Origin of the sequence: Pseudomonas sp. DR48, assembly GCF_019823085.1 — a bacterium.
Taxonomy (GTDB): domain Bacteria; phylum Pseudomonadota; class Gammaproteobacteria; order Pseudomonadales; family Pseudomonadaceae; genus Aquipseudomonas.
On record NZ_CP081946.1, the window covers coordinates 949,798 to 965,032 of the forward strand.

Annotated in this window: 16 protein-coding genes; 5 read left to right on the plus strand and 11 right to left on the minus strand. The window is 59.3% G+C overall.

Translation table 11 applies throughout. The annotated features are described in order from the left end of the window. Nucleotides 1-63: 63 nt before the first annotated feature. Nucleotides 64-789: a peptidoglycan editing factor PgeF gene (gene pgeF, locus K5K95_RS04330; protein WP_222588504.1), complete on the minus strand. Its 726-nt coding sequence runs from the start codon at nt 787-789 to the stop codon at nt 64-66. After that, nucleotides 786-1,748, minus strand: a complete 963-nt coding sequence (gene rluD, locus K5K95_RS04335; RefSeq protein ID WP_007942311.1) for a 23S rRNA pseudouridine(1911/1915/1917) synthase RluD — start codon at nt 1,746-1,748, stop codon at nt 786-788. Before rluD ends, pgeF begins: the two co-directional genes overlap by 4 nt. A gap of 151 nt (nt 1,749-1,899) precedes the next feature. Between rluD and K5K95_RS04340 the strand changes: the two genes are divergently transcribed. The 4 genes from K5K95_RS04340 to K5K95_RS04355 all read left to right on the plus strand — a co-directional run bounded on the left by K5K95_RS04340 (nt 1,900) and on the right by K5K95_RS04355 (nt 6,190). Beyond that, complete coding sequence (locus K5K95_RS04340; RefSeq protein WP_222588505.1) at nt 1,900-2,922, plus strand: outer membrane protein assembly factor BamD; 1,023 nt, start codon at nt 1,900-1,902, stop codon at nt 2,920-2,922. A 112-nt stretch (nt 2,923-3,034) separates the two neighbouring features. Continuing rightward, a complete protein-coding gene (locus K5K95_RS04345) occupies nt 3,035-3,268 on the plus strand; it encodes a PP0621 family protein (protein WP_208671394.1) in 234 nt (77 codons plus the stop codon). Then, nucleotides 3,258-4,847, plus strand: a complete 1,590-nt coding sequence (locus K5K95_RS04350; protein ID WP_222588506.1) for a sensor histidine kinase — start codon at nt 3,258-3,260, stop codon at nt 4,845-4,847. The genes K5K95_RS04345 and K5K95_RS04350 overlap by 11 nt, the downstream gene beginning before the upstream one ends. Next, a complete protein-coding gene (locus K5K95_RS04355) occupies nt 4,844-6,190 on the plus strand; it encodes a sigma-54-dependent transcriptional regulator (RefSeq protein ID WP_222588507.1) in 1,347 nt (448 codons plus the stop codon). The genes K5K95_RS04350 and K5K95_RS04355 overlap by 4 nt, the downstream gene beginning before the upstream one ends. A 58-nt stretch (nt 6,191-6,248) precedes the next feature. On the opposite strand, the gene thiO is transcribed toward K5K95_RS04355, so the two are convergent. From thiO to K5K95_RS04390, 7 genes are read right to left on the minus strand one after another with little or no spacing between them, the layout of a single operon-like run. Next, nucleotides 6,249-7,349 (minus strand): glycine oxidase ThiO, encoded by a 1,101-nt coding sequence (thiO, locus tag K5K95_RS04360; RefSeq protein WP_222588508.1) that lies wholly within the window; start codon nt 7,347-7,349, stop codon nt 6,249-6,251. Between the two features lie 53 nt (nt 7,350-7,402). After that, nucleotides 7,403-7,804: a type IV pilin protein gene (locus K5K95_RS04365; RefSeq protein ID WP_222588509.1), complete on the minus strand. Its 402-nt coding sequence runs from the start codon at nt 7,802-7,804 to the stop codon at nt 7,403-7,405. Nucleotides 7,805-7,818: 14 nt separating this feature from the next. Continuing rightward, the gene (locus K5K95_RS04370) at nt 7,819-10,911 is read right to left on the minus strand and encodes a pilus assembly protein (protein WP_222588510.1); all 3,093 of its coding nucleotides are present in this window, start codon (nt 10,909-10,911) and stop codon (nt 7,819-7,821) included. Continuing rightward, entirely contained in the window at nt 10,898-11,362 is a 465-nt protein-coding gene (locus K5K95_RS04375) for a PilX N-terminal domain-containing pilus assembly protein (RefSeq protein ID WP_259155866.1), read from the minus strand. Before K5K95_RS04375 ends, K5K95_RS04370 begins: the two co-directional genes overlap by 14 nt. Before the next feature lie 14 nt (nt 11,363-11,376). Next, on the minus strand, nt 11,377-12,090 hold the full coding sequence (locus tag K5K95_RS04380) for a PilW family protein (RefSeq protein WP_222588512.1): 714 nt from the start codon (nt 12,088-12,090) through the stop codon (nt 11,377-11,379). Continuing rightward, on the minus strand, nt 12,087-12,536 hold the full coding sequence (pilV, locus tag K5K95_RS04385) for a type IV pilus modification protein PilV (RefSeq protein WP_222588513.1): 450 nt from the start codon (nt 12,534-12,536) through the stop codon (nt 12,087-12,089). Before pilV ends, K5K95_RS04380 begins: the two co-directional genes overlap by 4 nt. Continuing rightward, nucleotides 12,533-13,006, minus strand: coding sequence for a GspH/FimT family pseudopilin (locus K5K95_RS04390; RefSeq protein WP_222588514.1), 474 nt, complete (start codon nt 13,004-13,006; stop codon nt 12,533-12,535). Before K5K95_RS04390 ends, pilV begins: the two co-directional genes overlap by 4 nt. A gap of 131 nt (nt 13,007-13,137) precedes the next feature. Between K5K95_RS04390 and K5K95_RS04395 the strand changes: the two genes are divergently transcribed. Then, the gene (locus K5K95_RS04395; RefSeq protein WP_222590290.1) at nt 13,138-13,653 is read left to right on the plus strand and encodes a GspH/FimT family pseudopilin; all 516 of its coding nucleotides are present in this window, start codon (nt 13,138-13,140) and stop codon (nt 13,651-13,653) included. A gap of 3 nt (nt 13,654-13,656) precedes the next feature. Here the strand turns inward: K5K95_RS04395 and ispH are convergent, their stop codons facing one another. Beyond that, complete coding sequence (gene ispH / locus K5K95_RS04400; RefSeq protein ID WP_222588515.1) at nt 13,657-14,604, minus strand: 4-hydroxy-3-methylbut-2-enyl diphosphate reductase; 948 nt, start codon at nt 14,602-14,604, stop codon at nt 13,657-13,659. Between the two features lie 193 nt (nt 14,605-14,797). After that, nucleotides 14,798-15,235: an FKBP-type peptidyl-prolyl cis-trans isomerase gene (fkpB, locus tag K5K95_RS04405; RefSeq protein WP_193393009.1), complete on the minus strand. Its 438-nt coding sequence runs from the start codon at nt 15,233-15,235 to the stop codon at nt 14,798-14,800.

Below are 15,235 nucleotides of genomic sequence, written 5' to 3' on the forward strand. Positions count from 1 at the left end.
TCACTAGATGTGGTCGATTCTGGGAGATTCAAGCGGGGTGATGTTGATGCAGGTCAGCTAAGTCTAGCGGTCAAGCCAGATAAGGGAGGCAAACCGACCAGTGCGAGGACTGCGGCGGTAAGAAAAGAAGCGTGGGTCGGTCACGGTACAGAAACCGCCACCATAGACAGCGGTAACGCCGCGAGCGGCCAGGCGAAGACGCGCCAGCTCATAGATGTCAGCCATGAATTTGCCAGCATTCTGGCTCGGCACGAAAGCCTTGGCGGCTTCGGGCAGTTGCTCGATGAAGGTTTCGCGAACTTCCGGACCGACCTCAAAGGCTTGCGGGCCGATGGCCGGGCCCAGCCAGACCAGCACTTCATCTGACGGTACCGCCAGACTGTCGAGGGTCGCTTCCAGAATACCCGCCGCCAACCCGCGCCAACCGGCGTGGGCTGCTGCCACGCGAGTCCCGGCTCGGTCGCAAAACAGTGCCGGAAGGCAATCGGCGGTCATTGCCGTGCAGGCAATGCCGGGCGTTGCTGTCCAGCTGGCGTCAGCGGTCACCACCCGGCCTGGGTCAGCAGGTGCCACGACAACGCCGTGAACCTGTTGCAACCAGGCCGGTTGAATAGAGAAATGATCGGTGAGGCGACGGCGGTTTTCGGCGACAGCTTCGGGATTGTCGTCGACGTGATCGCCGAGGTTGAGGCTGTCGAACGGCGCCAGACTGACGCCGCCCGCACGGGTGGTCACACAGGCTTTCACCCCGGCAGGCGCAGGCCAGTCGGGAATCAGCCAGTCACTCATCCGATGAACGCCTCGCGGTCTTGCTTGAGCAGTGTCAGCAACCAGACGAAATCGTCCGGCAACGGCGATTCCCAGCTCATGCGTTTACCGGTGGTCGGATGATCCAGCTCCAGGAACCGCGCATGCAGTGCCTGACGCGGGAACGCCTTCAACGATTCGACCATGGTCACACTGGCTGCCGGCGGAATGCGGAAGCGACCGCCGTAGGCAGGGTCTCCGACCAACGGATAGTTGATGTGTGCCATGTGCACGCGAATCTGGTGCGTACGACCGGTTTCCAGCTTCACCCGCACATGCGTGTGGGAGCGGAAACGCTCGAGCACGCGGTAGTGGCTGACGGCTTGCTTGCCGCCTTCCATCACCGCCATGCGTTGGCGTTGCTGGCCGTGACGACCGATCGGCGCGTTGATCTTGCCACCTGCGGTCACCACACCGATCACGATGCATTCGTAGATCCGGCTTACGCTGCGGCTCTGCAATTGCGTGACAAGCTGTGTCTGCGCCTGAATGGTCTTGGCTACCACCATCAGACCAGTGGTGTCCTTGTCCAGGCGATGCACGATACCGGCGCGGGGCACATTGATAATGTCCGGCACGTGGTGCAGCAAAGCGTTGAGCAAAGTGCCATCAGCGTGACCGGCAGCCGGATGCACCACCAGGCCCGCAGGCTTGTTGATCACCAGGATGTCGTCGTCTTCATAGACGATGTCCAGCTCGATGTCCTGAGCGATCCATTCGCCCTGAGCTTCCTGCTCGGCAGTCAGTTCAAGAATGGCGCCACCGTGAACGATGTCTCGCGGGCGGATTACCGCCCCATCCACAGTCAGGCGGCCGTCTTTGATCCAGGCGGAAAGGCGCGAGCGCGAGTGCTCAGCGAATAATTGTGCGGCGACTTGATCGAGGCGTTGGCCGCCCAATTCGGACGGCACCTCTGCGCGAAGTTCAATTTTATCGGACATGCTCAGACTAGGCGTCGGCACAGCCTTTGGTTTCGGCTGCGCGCTTGTGGTTAAATACGGCGTCTTTTGCCCCGAGGCTATTCAACGGGGCGCTCATCATAACAGGACGGCCCCGCCCAAGACAGCGGCCGTCATAGGGACGCAAGCCGCCATGCAAGTGAAACACCTGCTGCTGATCGCCATCCTCGCATTGACCGCTGCTTGCTCATCGAAGGAAGTCGTAGACGAAAACCTGAGCGAGGTCGAGCTGTACCAGCAGGCTCAGCACGATCTGGACAACAACAGCTACACCGCCGCCACAGCCAAGCTGAAGGCGCTGGAGTCGCGTTATCCATTTGGTCGCTACGCCGATCAGGCTCAACTCGAGCTCATTTACGCCAACTACAAGAACACCGAGCCTGAAGCGGCGAAGTCTGCTGCCGAGCGATTCATTCGTCTGCACCCACAGCATCCGAACGTGGATTACGCCTACTACCTCAAGGGCCTGACTTCCTTTGATCAGGACGTCGGCCTGCTGGCGCGCTTCCTGCCACTGGACATGACCAAGCGTGACCCGGGTGCCGCTCGCGACTCCTACAACGAGTTCGCCCAGCTCACCAGCCGCTTCCCGAACAGCCGCTACTCGCCGGATGCCAAGCAGCGCATGATCTACCTGCGCAACCTGCTGGCCTCCTACGAAATTCACGTTGCCGACTACTACCTGACCCGTCAGGCCTACGTCGCCGCCGCGAACCGTGGTCGTTACGTGGTGGAAAACTTTCAGGAAACCCCTTCGGTCGGTGACGGCCTGGCGGTCATGACTGAAGCCTACCAGCGTCTGCACCTGGACGACCTGGCAGCCACCAGCCTGCAAACCCTGAAGCTCAACTACCCGAACCACCCAAGCCTGGTGGACGGTGAGTTCAAGCCGTCGGTCGCAGAAGCCGACAACCGGTCCTGGCTGAGCAAGGCCACTTTGGGCCTGATCGACTCCCGTCCGCCGCTGCCGCCGGGCGAAACCCGCGCCAACCAGGACGTGCAGAAGCAATTCCAGGATGCCAAGGACGCGATTCCGAGCGAGCTCAAGCCTAAAAATGAAAAAGGCGACGTGATCGAAGAAGAGGAACACGACTCCGAAGCCAACAACAGCGACCGCTCGTGGTTCAGCTACATGACCTTCGGCGTGTTCGACTGACACATCGGGTTGTGCAAAAAGGGAGACTCTTGAGTCTCCCTTTTTTATTACGCTGTGCGGCTGCGATGTCCTTGGCTAAACTGGCTAATCACTCGCCATAAAGCAGCTCGCCATGCTTCGTTTATTGTTCTGGATCGCCCTGATTGCCGCCGCGGTATGGTTCTGGCGCAAGTTCAAGGGAACGACGTCCGCCCCCAGGTCCTCCGCCGAGCTGGAAGCCGCACCCATGGTCCGCTGTGCGCATTGCGGCGTGCACCTGCCCCGTGATCGGGCATTGAGCCTTCAACAACAGTGGTATTGCAGCCAGGCTCACCTTGAGCAAGGCCCGGGCCCCAGTGCTCGCTGAGACGTCCAGTCCCGGCAGCAAACAGGCCCAGCGACTGCTGCGCCTTTACCATCTCTACCGATTAAGCGTCGGCATCACCTTGGTGTTGCTGATTTCCAGCAACATGGACAACCAGTTGCTGGCCTTCGCCAAGGACGACTTGCTGCGCAGCGGCAGCTGGTTGTACCTGGTGCTGAATATCTTGCTGGTGGTGTTCTGGGAGAACACCCGGCGGCCGGCACAGCTTTTCACCCTGGCATGGGTCGATGTCCTGCTGCTGTGCGGATTGTTCTATGCCGCCGGCGGTGTCGGCAGCGCCATCGGCAACCTGCTGATTGTGTCGGTGGCCATCAGCAATACGCTGCTGCGCGGGCGTATCGGGCTGTTGATTGCCGCCGTCGCGGCCCTTGGCATCGTCGGTTTCAGTTTTCTCCTGAGCTTCAGTCAACCGACCAGCCCTGGCGATTACTTGCAAGTGGGCACGCTCGGTGCGTTGTGTTTTGCCGCGGCGCTGTTGGTGCAAGGCCTGACGCGGCGCCTGGAAGTCAGCGAAAACCTCGCCCAGCAGCGAGCCAGTGAAGTGGTTGGCCTCGAAGCGCTCAACGCATTGATCCTGCAACGCATGCGTACCGGCATTCTGGTGCTGGACGACCAACGGCGGGTACAGCTGGCCAATCACAGCGCCTTGACCTTGCTGGGGCAGAAAAACCTCGACGGACAACTGATCGACGACTACTCGCCAGCATTGGTCGAGCGCCTTCAGCTATGGCTCAACAATCCGACGTTGCGACCGCAAAGCCTGAAGATTGCCGACAGCGGCCTTGAGCTGCAACCCAGTTTCATTGCCCTGGACCAAAGCCCGAACCATCGAACCCTGGTGTTTCTCGAAGACCTCGCCCAGATCTCGCAACAGGCACAGCAACTGAAGCTCGCGGCCCTAGGCCGTCTGACCGCCGGTATCGCCCATGAAATCCGTAACCCGCTCGGTGCCATTAGTCATGCCGCGCAATTGCTGCGCGAGTCTGAGGAACTGAACAGCGCGGACCGGCGTCTGACGCAAATCATCCAAGACCACTCTCAGCGAATGAATCGGGTTATCGAAAACGTCCTGCAATTGTCCCGCCGCCAGCAAGCCGTGCCACAAAGGCTCGATCTGAAGCCGTGGCTGGAGCATTTCGTCGCCGAAACCCGCGAAAGAGCCAACGAGCGCCAGCACATCCATCTGCACATCGGCGCGGGCGACTTCAATACCTTGATGGACCCCAATCAACTGACCCAGATTCTCGACAATCTGTTGCGCAATGCCTGGCGCCACAGCGCCATGAATCATGACCAGGCGCAGGTCTGGCTTGAGTTGTTCGTCGACGCCGAGAGCCAGCTACCCGTGCTCGAAGTCGTGGACGACGGCCCCGGCGTGGCGCCGGATCAACAGACGCATTTGTTCGAACCGTTCTTCACCACCAGTAGCCAGGGTACTGGCCTGGGGCTTTATCTGTCCCGTGAGCTGTGCGAAAGCAACCAGGCCCGCCTAGACTTCAAACCACGCCAAGGCGGCGGCTGCTTTCGCATCACTTTTGCTCACGGACGGAAACAAAGTTGAATATCAGCCCACGGCCGAAAGTCCTGATCGTCGACGACGAACCGGATATCCGCGAACTCCTGGAAATCACCCTGGGACGGATGAAACTCGACACCTTCAGTGCCCGTAACCTTGGCGAAGCCCAAGCCTTGCTGGGCCGGGAAGCATTCGATCTGTGCCTGACCGACATGCGCCTGCCCGATGGCACCGGCCTTGAGCTGGTGCATTTCATCCAGCAGCGTTATCCGCACGTACCGGTGGCGATGATCACCGCCTATGGCAGCCTGGAAACGGCGATCAACGCGCTCAAGGCCGGTGCGTTCGACTTTCTGACCAAGCCGGTCGACCTCACTCGCCTGCGCGAACTGGTCAGCAGTGCCTTGCGATTGTCAGCGGCGGGCGGCGTCAGCACAGCCATCGATCGCCGACTCCTGGGTGATTCATTGCCCATGCGCAACCTGCGCAAACAAATCGACAAACTCGCTCGCAGCCAGGCCCCCGTGTACATCAGCGGTGAATCCGGCAGCGGCAAGGAACTGGTCGCACGGCTGATTCATGAACAAGGCCCGCGAGCCAATCAGCCGTTCATTGCGGTGAACTGCGGGGCCATTCCTTCGGAGCTGATGGAAAGCGAATTCTTCGGCCATCGCAAAGGCAGCTTCAGCGGCGCTATCGAGGACAAACCCGGGTTATTTCAGGCCGCCAATAGCGGCACTCTGTTCCTTGATGAAGTGGCTGATTTGCCGTTGGCCATGCAGGTCAAACTGCTTCGAGCCATACAGGAAAAAGCCGTTCGCAGCGTCGGCGGGCAACAGGAAACCGTCGTCGATGTGCGCATCCTGTGCGCCACCCACAAAGACCTCGATGCCGAAGTCGCCGCTGAACGCTTTCGCCAGGACTTGTACTACCGGTTGAACGTGATCGAGCTACGCGTACCGCCTTTGCGTGAACGCCGTGACGATATCGAACTGTTGGCCAGCCATGTGCTCAAGCGTCTGGCCGCCGGCAGCGGTCAACCTGCCGTAAAACTCCACTCGCTCGCCCTCGACGCGCTGAAAGGCTACCGTTTTCCGGGCAACGTGCGAGAGCTGGAGAACGTGCTGGAGCGGGCTCACACCCTGTGCGAGAACCAGCAGATCGAAGCCAGCGACCTGCGCCTGGCCGACGGTAATTGCACCGCAGAGAGCGGTGTGCCGGACCTGACCCAGATCGATAACCTGGAAGACTATCTGGAAAATGTCGAACGTAAACTCATCCTCCAGGCGCTGGAGGAAACCCGCTGGAACCGCACGGCGGCGGCTCAGCGGTTGAATTTGTCATTCCGGTCGATGCGTTACCGACTGAAAAAACTGGGCCTGGATTAAGGGCCCTGCTCCGGGCGGCGATCCGACAAACGCTATCTGACAGGCGAAGATTCAGCGATTAGATCCGACCCGCGGGAGCATACGGCGCCGGATCAATGATCGGCGCCCTGCCCAGCATCACATCGGCAAACAACTGACACGATGCCGGTGCCAGCACCAACCCGTTACGGTAATGCCCGCAATTGAGCCACAGCCCGTCGAACCCTGGCACTCGGCCAATGTACGGAATGCCCTCCGGCGAACCCGGCCGCAACCCGGCCCAGTGCCCCACCACTTCGGCCTGCGCCAGCGCGGGAATCAACTCCACCGCCGACGCCTTCAAGCTTTCCAGCGCAACGTCGGTCGGGGTTTTGTCGAAGCCTTCATGTTCCAGCGTACTGCCAATCAAAATGTGCCCATCGCGACGCGGAATCGCATAACGGCCCTTGGCCAGGACCATACTTGGCAGGAAATCCACCGCGCATTTGTACAGAATCATCTGCCCTTTTACCGGTTCAACCGGAAGCTCCAGGCCCAGTTTCTTGAGAAGGTCACCGCTCCAGGCGCCGGCGGTCAGAACCACCTCGTCGCCATGAACAGCCCCCGCCGAGGTCTGCACGCCAACGACTTTATCGCCTTCACGAATGAACCCGCTGACTTCGCACTGCTCATGAATGGTCACGTTCGGCAGCGCCAGCAAGGCGGCCTTCAGCGACTTCACCAACCGGGGATTGCGCACGTTGGCCACGTCGGCCATGTAGATCGCCCGAGAAAAACCGGGGCCCAATACCGGCACGGCATCATGGGCTGCCGAGATATCCACAGCCCGCAGCGGACGGTTTTCCCGCTGGGCCCACGCCAACGCCTCGGCCTCGTCATCCAGATCCAGCCAGTACAGGCCGGTGGTATGGACTTCAGGATCAACCCCGGTCGCTGCAAACAACCGCTCACCGAGCTGTGGATAAAAATCCTGCGACCAATGCGCCAGCGCGGTGACTGCCGGGCTGTAGCGCCATGGATAGAGTGGCGAAACAATTCCGCCACCGGCCCATGAAGACTCTTGCCCCACGTTCGAACGATCCAGCAGCACGACATGTTGCACTTCGGACGCGAGATTGAACGCCGTCAGCAGCCCGATCACGCCGCCGCCGACAATCACCACTTGCTGTTGCCTGCTCATGTTCTGATCCAACCATTAAAAAGACAGAGGGCGCAAAAGACGCCCTGAAAAACTCAGCGGCCCCAGCAATCCTTGGTGGTCAGCCCTGCAGTTGCATTGACCATGCTTCTGACGCCGGTGTTGGTGAGAGTGAAATCCCCACACTTGTCGGTCGCCATTGCAGTGCCCGTCTTGCGCGCAGCCGTCAGCAGGAAGGTCTGATCGGTCAGCGTCGGGGTGACGGTGTAGAAGTCATTGCCGGTACTCAGCCCGCTGATACCGGTGTAGACATTGTTCTTCGAGTAGAAACGCTCAAGGATCTGCGCCTGTTCGGAAAGCAAACCGGCCACTTCGGTGCGGCGGCCTTTTTTCACGTACTCGGTGAGGCTCGGGGCGGCAATGGTCATGACGATACCGATGATCGCAATCACGATCATGATTTCGATCAAGGTAAAACCTCGGTTGGATCTGCGCATTCCTCAACTCTCACTTACTGTATTTGTCGCCACATGATGCGACGGCTGCCGCCGCCGGATTTTTCCACCAGCGTGTCAACACCGCCACCGGAATTGCTCACGACCTTGCGGGTCCCGCCATTGACGACGGCGTTCAGGGTCGGATTACCACTGTTGATAATCACCCCGCTGGATACTATGTCGTTGCTGTCGACCGTCAAATCGTTATTGGTGTCGAGCACCGCGTAGTTGAGCATCTTACCGCTGAACGCATCCAGTTCGATCAGTTTGCCGGTGCCGAAGCTGGCACACGGATCGGTGGTGTCGACACTGGCCGTGGTAAAGACGATCCGCCCCAACACCAGATTGGCCTGATTGATCACCCGCTCCCCCGTCAGCACGTTGTTGTACACCAGTGGCAAGTACCAGCCCTTTTCGGCCGGATAGGTCACGTCGTTCTGGCTGGTGGTGATGAACTGCCCTGAGCTGCCCGAGAAAACGCCCGTCACGGCTTGAGCCTGCAAACTGGACACGGTGATTTGACCAGACCCGCCTTCCGCGTCCCACACGGCGTAGAACGCCTGTAGATCCTTGTTGGTCTTGTCGGCTGTCTCATTGAATTTACCGGTGCCGAAAAACACTTCCTTGCCGCCCAATGAATTGTCCGCCAGCAAAGGTTGTACGGTAATCGGCTGGGTCGCGCCGCCAGCGGTGGTGAATAGCGGCTTGCCGGAAAATGCCACGCCCCAGGTGTCAGGAGCCGTCGCGCTCAGGTCGAATTTCCATAACCGCCCTTTCAAGTCGCCGCCATAGGCCGCCTGCACCACATTCTGCGAATTGACCCTGAGCTTCACCGACGACAGGCCATCGTTTGTATCCGCGCTGTCGACCACGATTTTCTTGATCAATGAGCCGTCACGAACGTCCACCACATACAAAGCAGCCACCCCGGTGTTGCTGCCATAACCGTTGGAGATGAATGCCGCCCATCGACCGTCGGCCAAGCGTGCCACTTCCGGTCGTGCGTAGGCATAACCCAGGTCATTGAATACGTTCGCGGGAGTGGCAGTAGCAGGCGCACTGATCTCCCACAGCGCCTTGAACACGTTCCCTACTGAGGCGTCGAACAGCTGCAACGCATAGAAGGTCCTGCCGCCCGCCCCGGTTCCGCCAATGGCCAGGGTTTTCCAGGCGCTGCTGAATTGAGCATCGAACACACCGACCTGACCATCGACCAAAAACTTGTGGCTCACACCATTGATGTAGGTCGGGTCGGCGATATAACGCAACGATGACAACACGCTGGATGGCATATAGGCATAACGCCGGACACCATTAGTCGAGTTGATGACATTCACAAAGCCGTCGTTGGCGTTCACCACCAGACTGGCGCTCATGTTGGTGGATTTGGTGGACAGGTAAGTGCTGTAGGTGCTGTCGCCCACCAGGTCAGACGCTGTTTTGTCCGTGGGTGAAGCCAGCACAAGGGGGGAATTGACGATGTCGCCAAGCAGCACGCTGCGTACCTTGAGCCCGGTTTTATTGGTGCCCTTGCTCCATTCCACCAGATCGTTGCCGTTGATGCCCGTCGGCAGACTCTGGCTGAGAGAGGTCTGCTGCGCCGCAGAAAAGCTCGTGTAGGCCAGCGTGACAGGCGCGTTGGTCAAGGTGTTCCAGGACTGGTAGGTGGGCGCGGTGGCACCGGGAACGATCGTGGTATCAGTGGTCCATTGCGTTGCGGCGGTATTTACCGTACCGGCCGATGTGAAACCGAAGGATTTGATCGTTCCGCGCCAGTCCTTGGGGTCGTAACTGGTCTGGAAGTAACTCGAATTGCTGGCCAGGGTGGCGCCGCTGGCGACGCCACCGCCTCCGGAGCCGGCCTTGGACGTAATGTCGCTCAGCGCCGAGGACAATGCGCTGTTGAGCCCCGCGCTGTCGGTCGCCTGGTAATACTTGCCCTGCCCATAGTTGGCCGCGTCCGACAACATCTGGTTCGCAGCGGTAAAGCCGACGGTGTAGGTGTTCATGTTCTGTTTCGGGAAATCCACCGCATTCCAGCTTTTACCCGCCGCGTCAGTGCCGGTGGAGCGCATGTCGATGTCGAAGGCGAACTTGGCGATATCGTCCAGATACAACGTATCGCCTTCACCGTCACCGTTGAGGTTGTTGCCGTCATTGTTCACACCGTCCCAGTTCGGAAGGCGGGTGAGCCCCAACGGATCATTGCTGGGAAAAGTCCGGTCGTACGTCGGCAGGCCATCAGTGATGACCACCCCGTAGTTCTTCTGGCAACGGTATTGAATCGGGCTGGTGTAAGTCGTCGGTGTCGAGTTGTAGTAAGGCGCCATCCCACGAAAATACCGGGTGATTTCGTAGTAGGTTTCCGCCAGTGGCGTGTTGGCCACCGCACTCAATCCGTTAATGGAGGAGAGCAGGTTGTTGTAGTTGGTATCGGCCTGCGACTGGGTAACGCTGCCGCTCACCGGCGACAGGTCACTGATTGATCGGGCGATGAAGCCGCCATTGCCGGGGTTATTGCTGGTGGCCGGATTGAAGGTTGCAAGGCCTATGCGCAGTGCGCGATTACTGCTGACCAATGTCGTGGACACGTTTCGCGCCACGTTCATGCGGTAGTCGTTGGGGATCGAGCCATTGGTGAAATCCCGATTGCTGCCGTTGGCAAGGCCCACCAAGTACGACAGATAATCGTCGGTATAGCGGGTATTTTCATTGCCGACCGGGTCCGGGAGCTTCAGGCACAAAGGCGCAGGGCCGTTGTTGTAAAACGCGTAGGCGCCCCCGGAACACCCGGACTGCGGCAGGCTGGAAAGGAAGATCGTGTCCCCGACGATGTCGCTTCCGCCATAACACAGTCCAAAGAAGTAATTGCATTGTCTGGCGGGCGTTCGCCCGGTGACCGTCGGATCGAACCCGGCGGCATAAATGATGCTGTTCATGCTGCCCGAATCGTCGATCAGCAACATCACGTTGGGTACCACCGCCGCCGCACTTAACAGCGGTGAATCAGAAGGCGTGAACGCGTACGCCGGAGCCGACAGGTACAGCCCCAGCACCGCGCCGCAAAACAGCTGCCACAGCCCTCCGCGCCTTTTAATACTTCGCATAAATACTCTCCACGACGCTGCGTGAGCTGCCCGCGATGCCGACAGCGGTCACCCGGTAAAGCGTCGCCGAGGTATTGCTCGGCACATTGACGGCGGTGAGAGTGGTGCCAATGTTCTGCACGCCATAAAAGCCCTGGCCGTAAGCAATCCATGTCACCCCGGAAGTGGAATTGAGCCCTGCCGCGGAAACCGTAGTCGACTCGGCCGGGGGTGCGCATTGGGTGGTGCCACTGCAAATCGGCAAAGAGTACGTGTCCAGTTGCACCGCGCTCTCCCCGACCCGCAAGGCTGCTTCAGCTCCCTGGAATGACTGGTTGCGCAGACTCACGCTGCCGGCCATTTTTTCCTGCAGCGTCGCGTTTTGCATCGACGAAAGCCCTATCAATGTCAGCAACAGCAGAAACACCAGGCTGACCAGCAGCGCCATGCCGCGTTGTGTGTGAGAAGTCATGCCGGTGGTCACCCTCATGGCAACCTGTTGCGCAAGGCGGCAACCACGTTGAATGTCTGGTCGTGCACCCGGTTGTTGGGGTCGGTGAGGGTCAGGCTCAGGCGTACGCTGCGAATTCGTGCGGGATCGGCCGGGTTGCTGCTGTAACTGGAGGCGGCCACATCCGTGGCTGAACTGGCGAGGCCGAAGCTCACGCTGAAGGCACTGACATTGTCTACCAACACGAACTGCGTCGGCGTGCCCGCGCCGGAGCCCAGCATTATTTTGTTGTTGCTGAAGCTGTAGATCAGACGCCGAACCGGAAACGCCAGAAAACCCGACGCCGGCACGCGCAGCCCGGTGTAGGCCGTTGCCGTGTTTCGACAGTCGGAGATCACCGTCCAGGTTGGTATCCCGCCGTTAGCGCCGACATCGGCTGTTACCAGGGTCAGCTTGAGGTTGGCGTTGTCCCAACTAATCGGCGCGAGCTGACTGGCATTGAAGTCACCGGCGGTACTTGAGTCTGTGATCCCCCCCAGGCAGCCAAACATGCCCACCATGCGGATTTCCTGGGTCAGCTTGCTCAGCACGAACCGCGCGTCTTCCTGCATGGCGGCGGCGGTGTTCTGGCTGACGTAGGTGTTCTTCGCCGCGATGAAAATCTGTGCCACGCCCAACACCACGATCAGGCTCAATGCGAGGGCGATCAACAACTCGATCAGTCCAAAACCTCGGCTGGAGCGGCTCATGGAGTCGCCACCGGATCGACGGTGGCACGACTGGTCAGGACAAAGCTGCGACGCGAGTTGGCGATATTATCCGCACGCGAGTCATCCCACGTGATGGTGATGGTGTACACGCGCTGGTTCAACGCAATGGTGCCAGTAGCAGTGGCGCCGCCGAAGCTAACGATGTTGGTGGTGAAATCGTAAAGGTCCTGGTCCCGGGCGACGCTCAGGTTGCCCGACGTCGGTGGCGTCACGGTGTAATCGGCGCCGGAGTTGGCACGGATACGATCCATGATGTCGTAGGCGATAAAGCTCGCCTGGCTGGTCATCCGTGAGCTGTCGGTGTACTTCAGCGCGTTGAGCTGAATCGCCGCCGCACCTAACAACCCCACGGTCAGAATCACCAACGCGACCAAGACTTCGATCAGCGTCATGCCTCCCTGTGCATGCTGGCTCCGCTCCCTCATCCGCAACTTCCACCCAATAGAATTCGTCCGTTCAAACACACATTCAGCGTCCTGCTTTGCGCCCCCAGCACATAGCTGATCACCACGGGTGTGGATGGCGCTGATAAACCGCCCAGATTGTTGAAATCGATAGCGGTCACTCCTGAGGTTAGCGTCAGAGTCGCGCCGCTGCTCATCGCTGGAACAACCCGCAATACATTGGCCGGCGTGCCAGTACCGTCGTAGACCGTCAACTCGCCGGTCCAGATGCTGCCACCGGCCGTGGGGCGCAAACGGGTGGTGATGCCCCGGTCGATAGCTTCAAGCCGCGCGAAATTGAGTCCGCGTTGCAGATCACCGACTTCCGTATCGGCCCTGCTGTTTTGCACCGACCGGGTAAACATTGGCACAGCCAGGGTGATCAGGATCAGAAAAACCGCGAGCGAGACCAGCAGCTCGATCAGCGTGAAACCTTTTGTACGAAGATCCATCAGTGCCCTCCGTTGCCGTCGGCTATACCTGCTTCTACACGCTAGAACATTCGACCGGCAGGCGTACGGTTGATTTGCCATTACTCGTGCAGGGAATGCACGGGCCGCCGCACTCCATGGAGGGAGATGACATGCATCAGCGAGGCTTCAGCCTGATCGAACTGCTTATGGGACTGACGATTGTCGGGATTGTTCTGTTATTGGTCAGTCCGGCGTTTGCAGCGCTTACGCAAGCGAACCAACGCGAGGAGGCGGCGAAGTCTCTCGCCAGTGGTATTCGCAACGCCAGGAGCGCGGCGATCACGCGTAATCAGACCGTCATCATCCACGGAATAAACGACGACTGGGGTCAGGGTTGGCGGATCATTGTGGATATAAGCGGCAGAGGCCAGGAGGACAGCAGCAATCCGCTGTTGGTTGAGCACCAGGGCAGCACTCAGGTATCGATTTTCGGCAATCAGCATGTCCAGACTTCCGTACGCTTCAGTCATCTGGGAGAACCGCTGTACGGTGGATTTCAATCGGGAACGCTGCACGTTTGTGCAGCCCGCGAACCGGTGAGTCAGTACCAGGTAGTGCTGGCCTCGAGTGGTCGCGTCAGCCTGCGCAGCAAACAGACTGCACAGGCATTATGCGAACGAGGATAAAACTCAGAGAAGCGAGCGGACCCGTAGCTCTTTAGGCATGGAGAACGTGATGTTCTCCTCGCGACCCGCCAGCTCATCGGCACCGGTTGCACCCCAGGCCTGCAGCTGCTGGATCACACCACGCACCAGAACTTCTGGCGCAGAGGCGCCAGCGGTAATGCCGATGCGTTCGACACCTTCGAACCAGCTCTTTTGCAAGTCTTCGGCACCGTCGATCAGATAGGCCGGGGTGGCCATGCGCTCGGCGAGTTCACGCAAGCGGTTGGAGTTGGAGCTGTTCGGGCTGCCGACCACCAGTACCACGTCGCACTCTTCGGCCAATTGCTTGACCGCATCCTGACGGTTTTGCGTGGCATAGCAGATGTCGTCCTTGCGCGGGCCACCGATCGCAGGGAAACGTGTACGCAGCGCGTCGATCACGCGACTGGTGTCGTCCATGGACAGGGTGGTCTGAGTCACGAACGCCAGTTTTTCAGGGTTGTTGACTTGCAATGAGGCGACGTCTTTCTCGTCTTCGACCAGATAGATCGCACCACCATTGCTGCCATCGTACTGGCCCATGGTGCCTTCGACTTCCGGATGCCCGGCATGACCGATGAGAATGCATTCACGACCGTCGCGGCTGTAGCGCGCAACTTCGATGTGCACCTTGGTCACCAATGGACAGGTCGCGTCGAATACTTTCAAGCCACGGCCGGCAGCTTCGGTACGTACGGCCTGGGAAACGCCGTGGGCACTGAAGATAACGATGACATCGTCCGGCACCTGATCCAGCTCTTCGACGAAGATCGCCCCGCGCGCACGCAGGTCTTCGACGACGAATTTGTTGTGAACCACTTCATGGCGCACATAGATCGGCGGCCCGAAGACTTCCAGGGCGCGATTGACGATTTCGATCGCGCGGTCCACACCGGCGCAGAAGCCACGGGGGTTGGCGAGTTTGATTTGCATGCTGTGCCTCGTGTCTTGCGCGCAAGAAATAGTAGTGCCACCTGTCATACGAACACCAGGTTCGAAAACAGTGAAAATCTTAATGTGGGAGCGGGCTTGCTCGCGAAGGTTGCTTCACATTCAACAAAAATGTTGACTGATACACCGCTTTCGCGAGCAAGCCCGCTCCCACAATGAGACCGCATTCGGTCAGTTACAGCGATTTTACGCTGATGATCTCGACGTCAAAGGTCAAGGTTTTACCGGCCAGCGGATGGTTGAAGTCGATGGTCACTTGCTCGTCATCGAATTCCTTCACCACACCGGGCAGTTCGGTATTCGCTGCATCGTTGAAGATCACCAGCAAACCGGGCGACAGTTCCATGTCCTTGAACTGCGAACGGGGAATGATCTGCACGTTCTGCGGGTTGGGCTGACCGAAAGCGTTTTCCGGCTGAATCGTCAGAGTACGCTTGTCGCCTGCCTTGAAGCCGAACAGCGCTGCTTCGAAACCTGGCAACAGGTTGCCGTCACCGACCTTGAAGGTCGCCGGTGCTTTGTCGAAGGTGCTGTCGACCGTGTCGCCGTTCTCCAGGCGCAGTGCAAAGTGCAAGGTGACTTCCGTGTTCTGGCGGATGCGTTGCTCAGCCAA

Bases quoted from the DNA above. Each gene is read 5' to 3' on its own strand.
- pgeF (WP_222588504.1), bottom strand. From the start codon at position 789: ATGAGTGACTGGCTGATTCCCGACTGGCCTGCGCCTGCCGGGGTGAAA.
- rluD (WP_007942311.1), bottom strand. From the start codon at position 1,748: ATGTCCGATAAAATTGAACTTCGCGCAGAGGTGCCGTCCGAATTGGGC.
- K5K95_RS04340 (WP_222588505.1), top strand. From the start codon at position 1,900: ATGCAAGTGAAACACCTGCTGCTGATCGCCATCCTCGCATTGACCGCT.
- K5K95_RS04345 (WP_208671394.1), top strand. From the start codon at position 3,035: ATGCTTCGTTTATTGTTCTGGATCGCCCTGATTGCCGCCGCGGTATGG.
- thiO (WP_222588508.1), bottom strand. From the start codon at position 7,349: ATGAGCAGGCAACAGCAAGTGGTGATTGTCGGCGGCGGCGTGATCGGG.
- K5K95_RS04365 (WP_222588509.1), bottom strand. From the start codon at position 7,804: ATGCGCAGATCCAACCGAGGTTTTACCTTGATCGAAATCATGATCGTG.
- K5K95_RS04370 (WP_222588510.1), bottom strand. From the start codon at position 10,911: ATGCGAAGTATTAAAAGGCGCGGAGGGCTGTGGCAGCTGTTTTGCGGC.
- K5K95_RS04375 (WP_259155866.1), bottom strand. From the start codon at position 11,362: ATGACTTCTCACACACAACGCGGCATGGCGCTGCTGGTCAGCCTGGTG.
- K5K95_RS04380 (WP_222588512.1), bottom strand. From the start codon at position 12,090: ATGAGCCGCTCCAGCCGAGGTTTTGGACTGATCGAGTTGTTGATCGCC.
- pilV (WP_222588513.1), bottom strand. From the start codon at position 12,536: ATGAGGGAGCGGAGCCAGCATGCACAGGGAGGCATGACGCTGATCGAA.
- K5K95_RS04390 (WP_222588514.1), bottom strand. From the start codon at position 13,006: ATGGATCTTCGTACAAAAGGTTTCACGCTGATCGAGCTGCTGGTCTCG.
- K5K95_RS04395 (WP_222590290.1), top strand. From the start codon at position 13,138: ATGCATCAGCGAGGCTTCAGCCTGATCGAACTGCTTATGGGACTGACG.
- ispH (WP_222588515.1), bottom strand. From the start codon at position 14,604: ATGCAAATCAAACTCGCCAACCCCCGTGGCTTCTGCGCCGGTGTGGAC.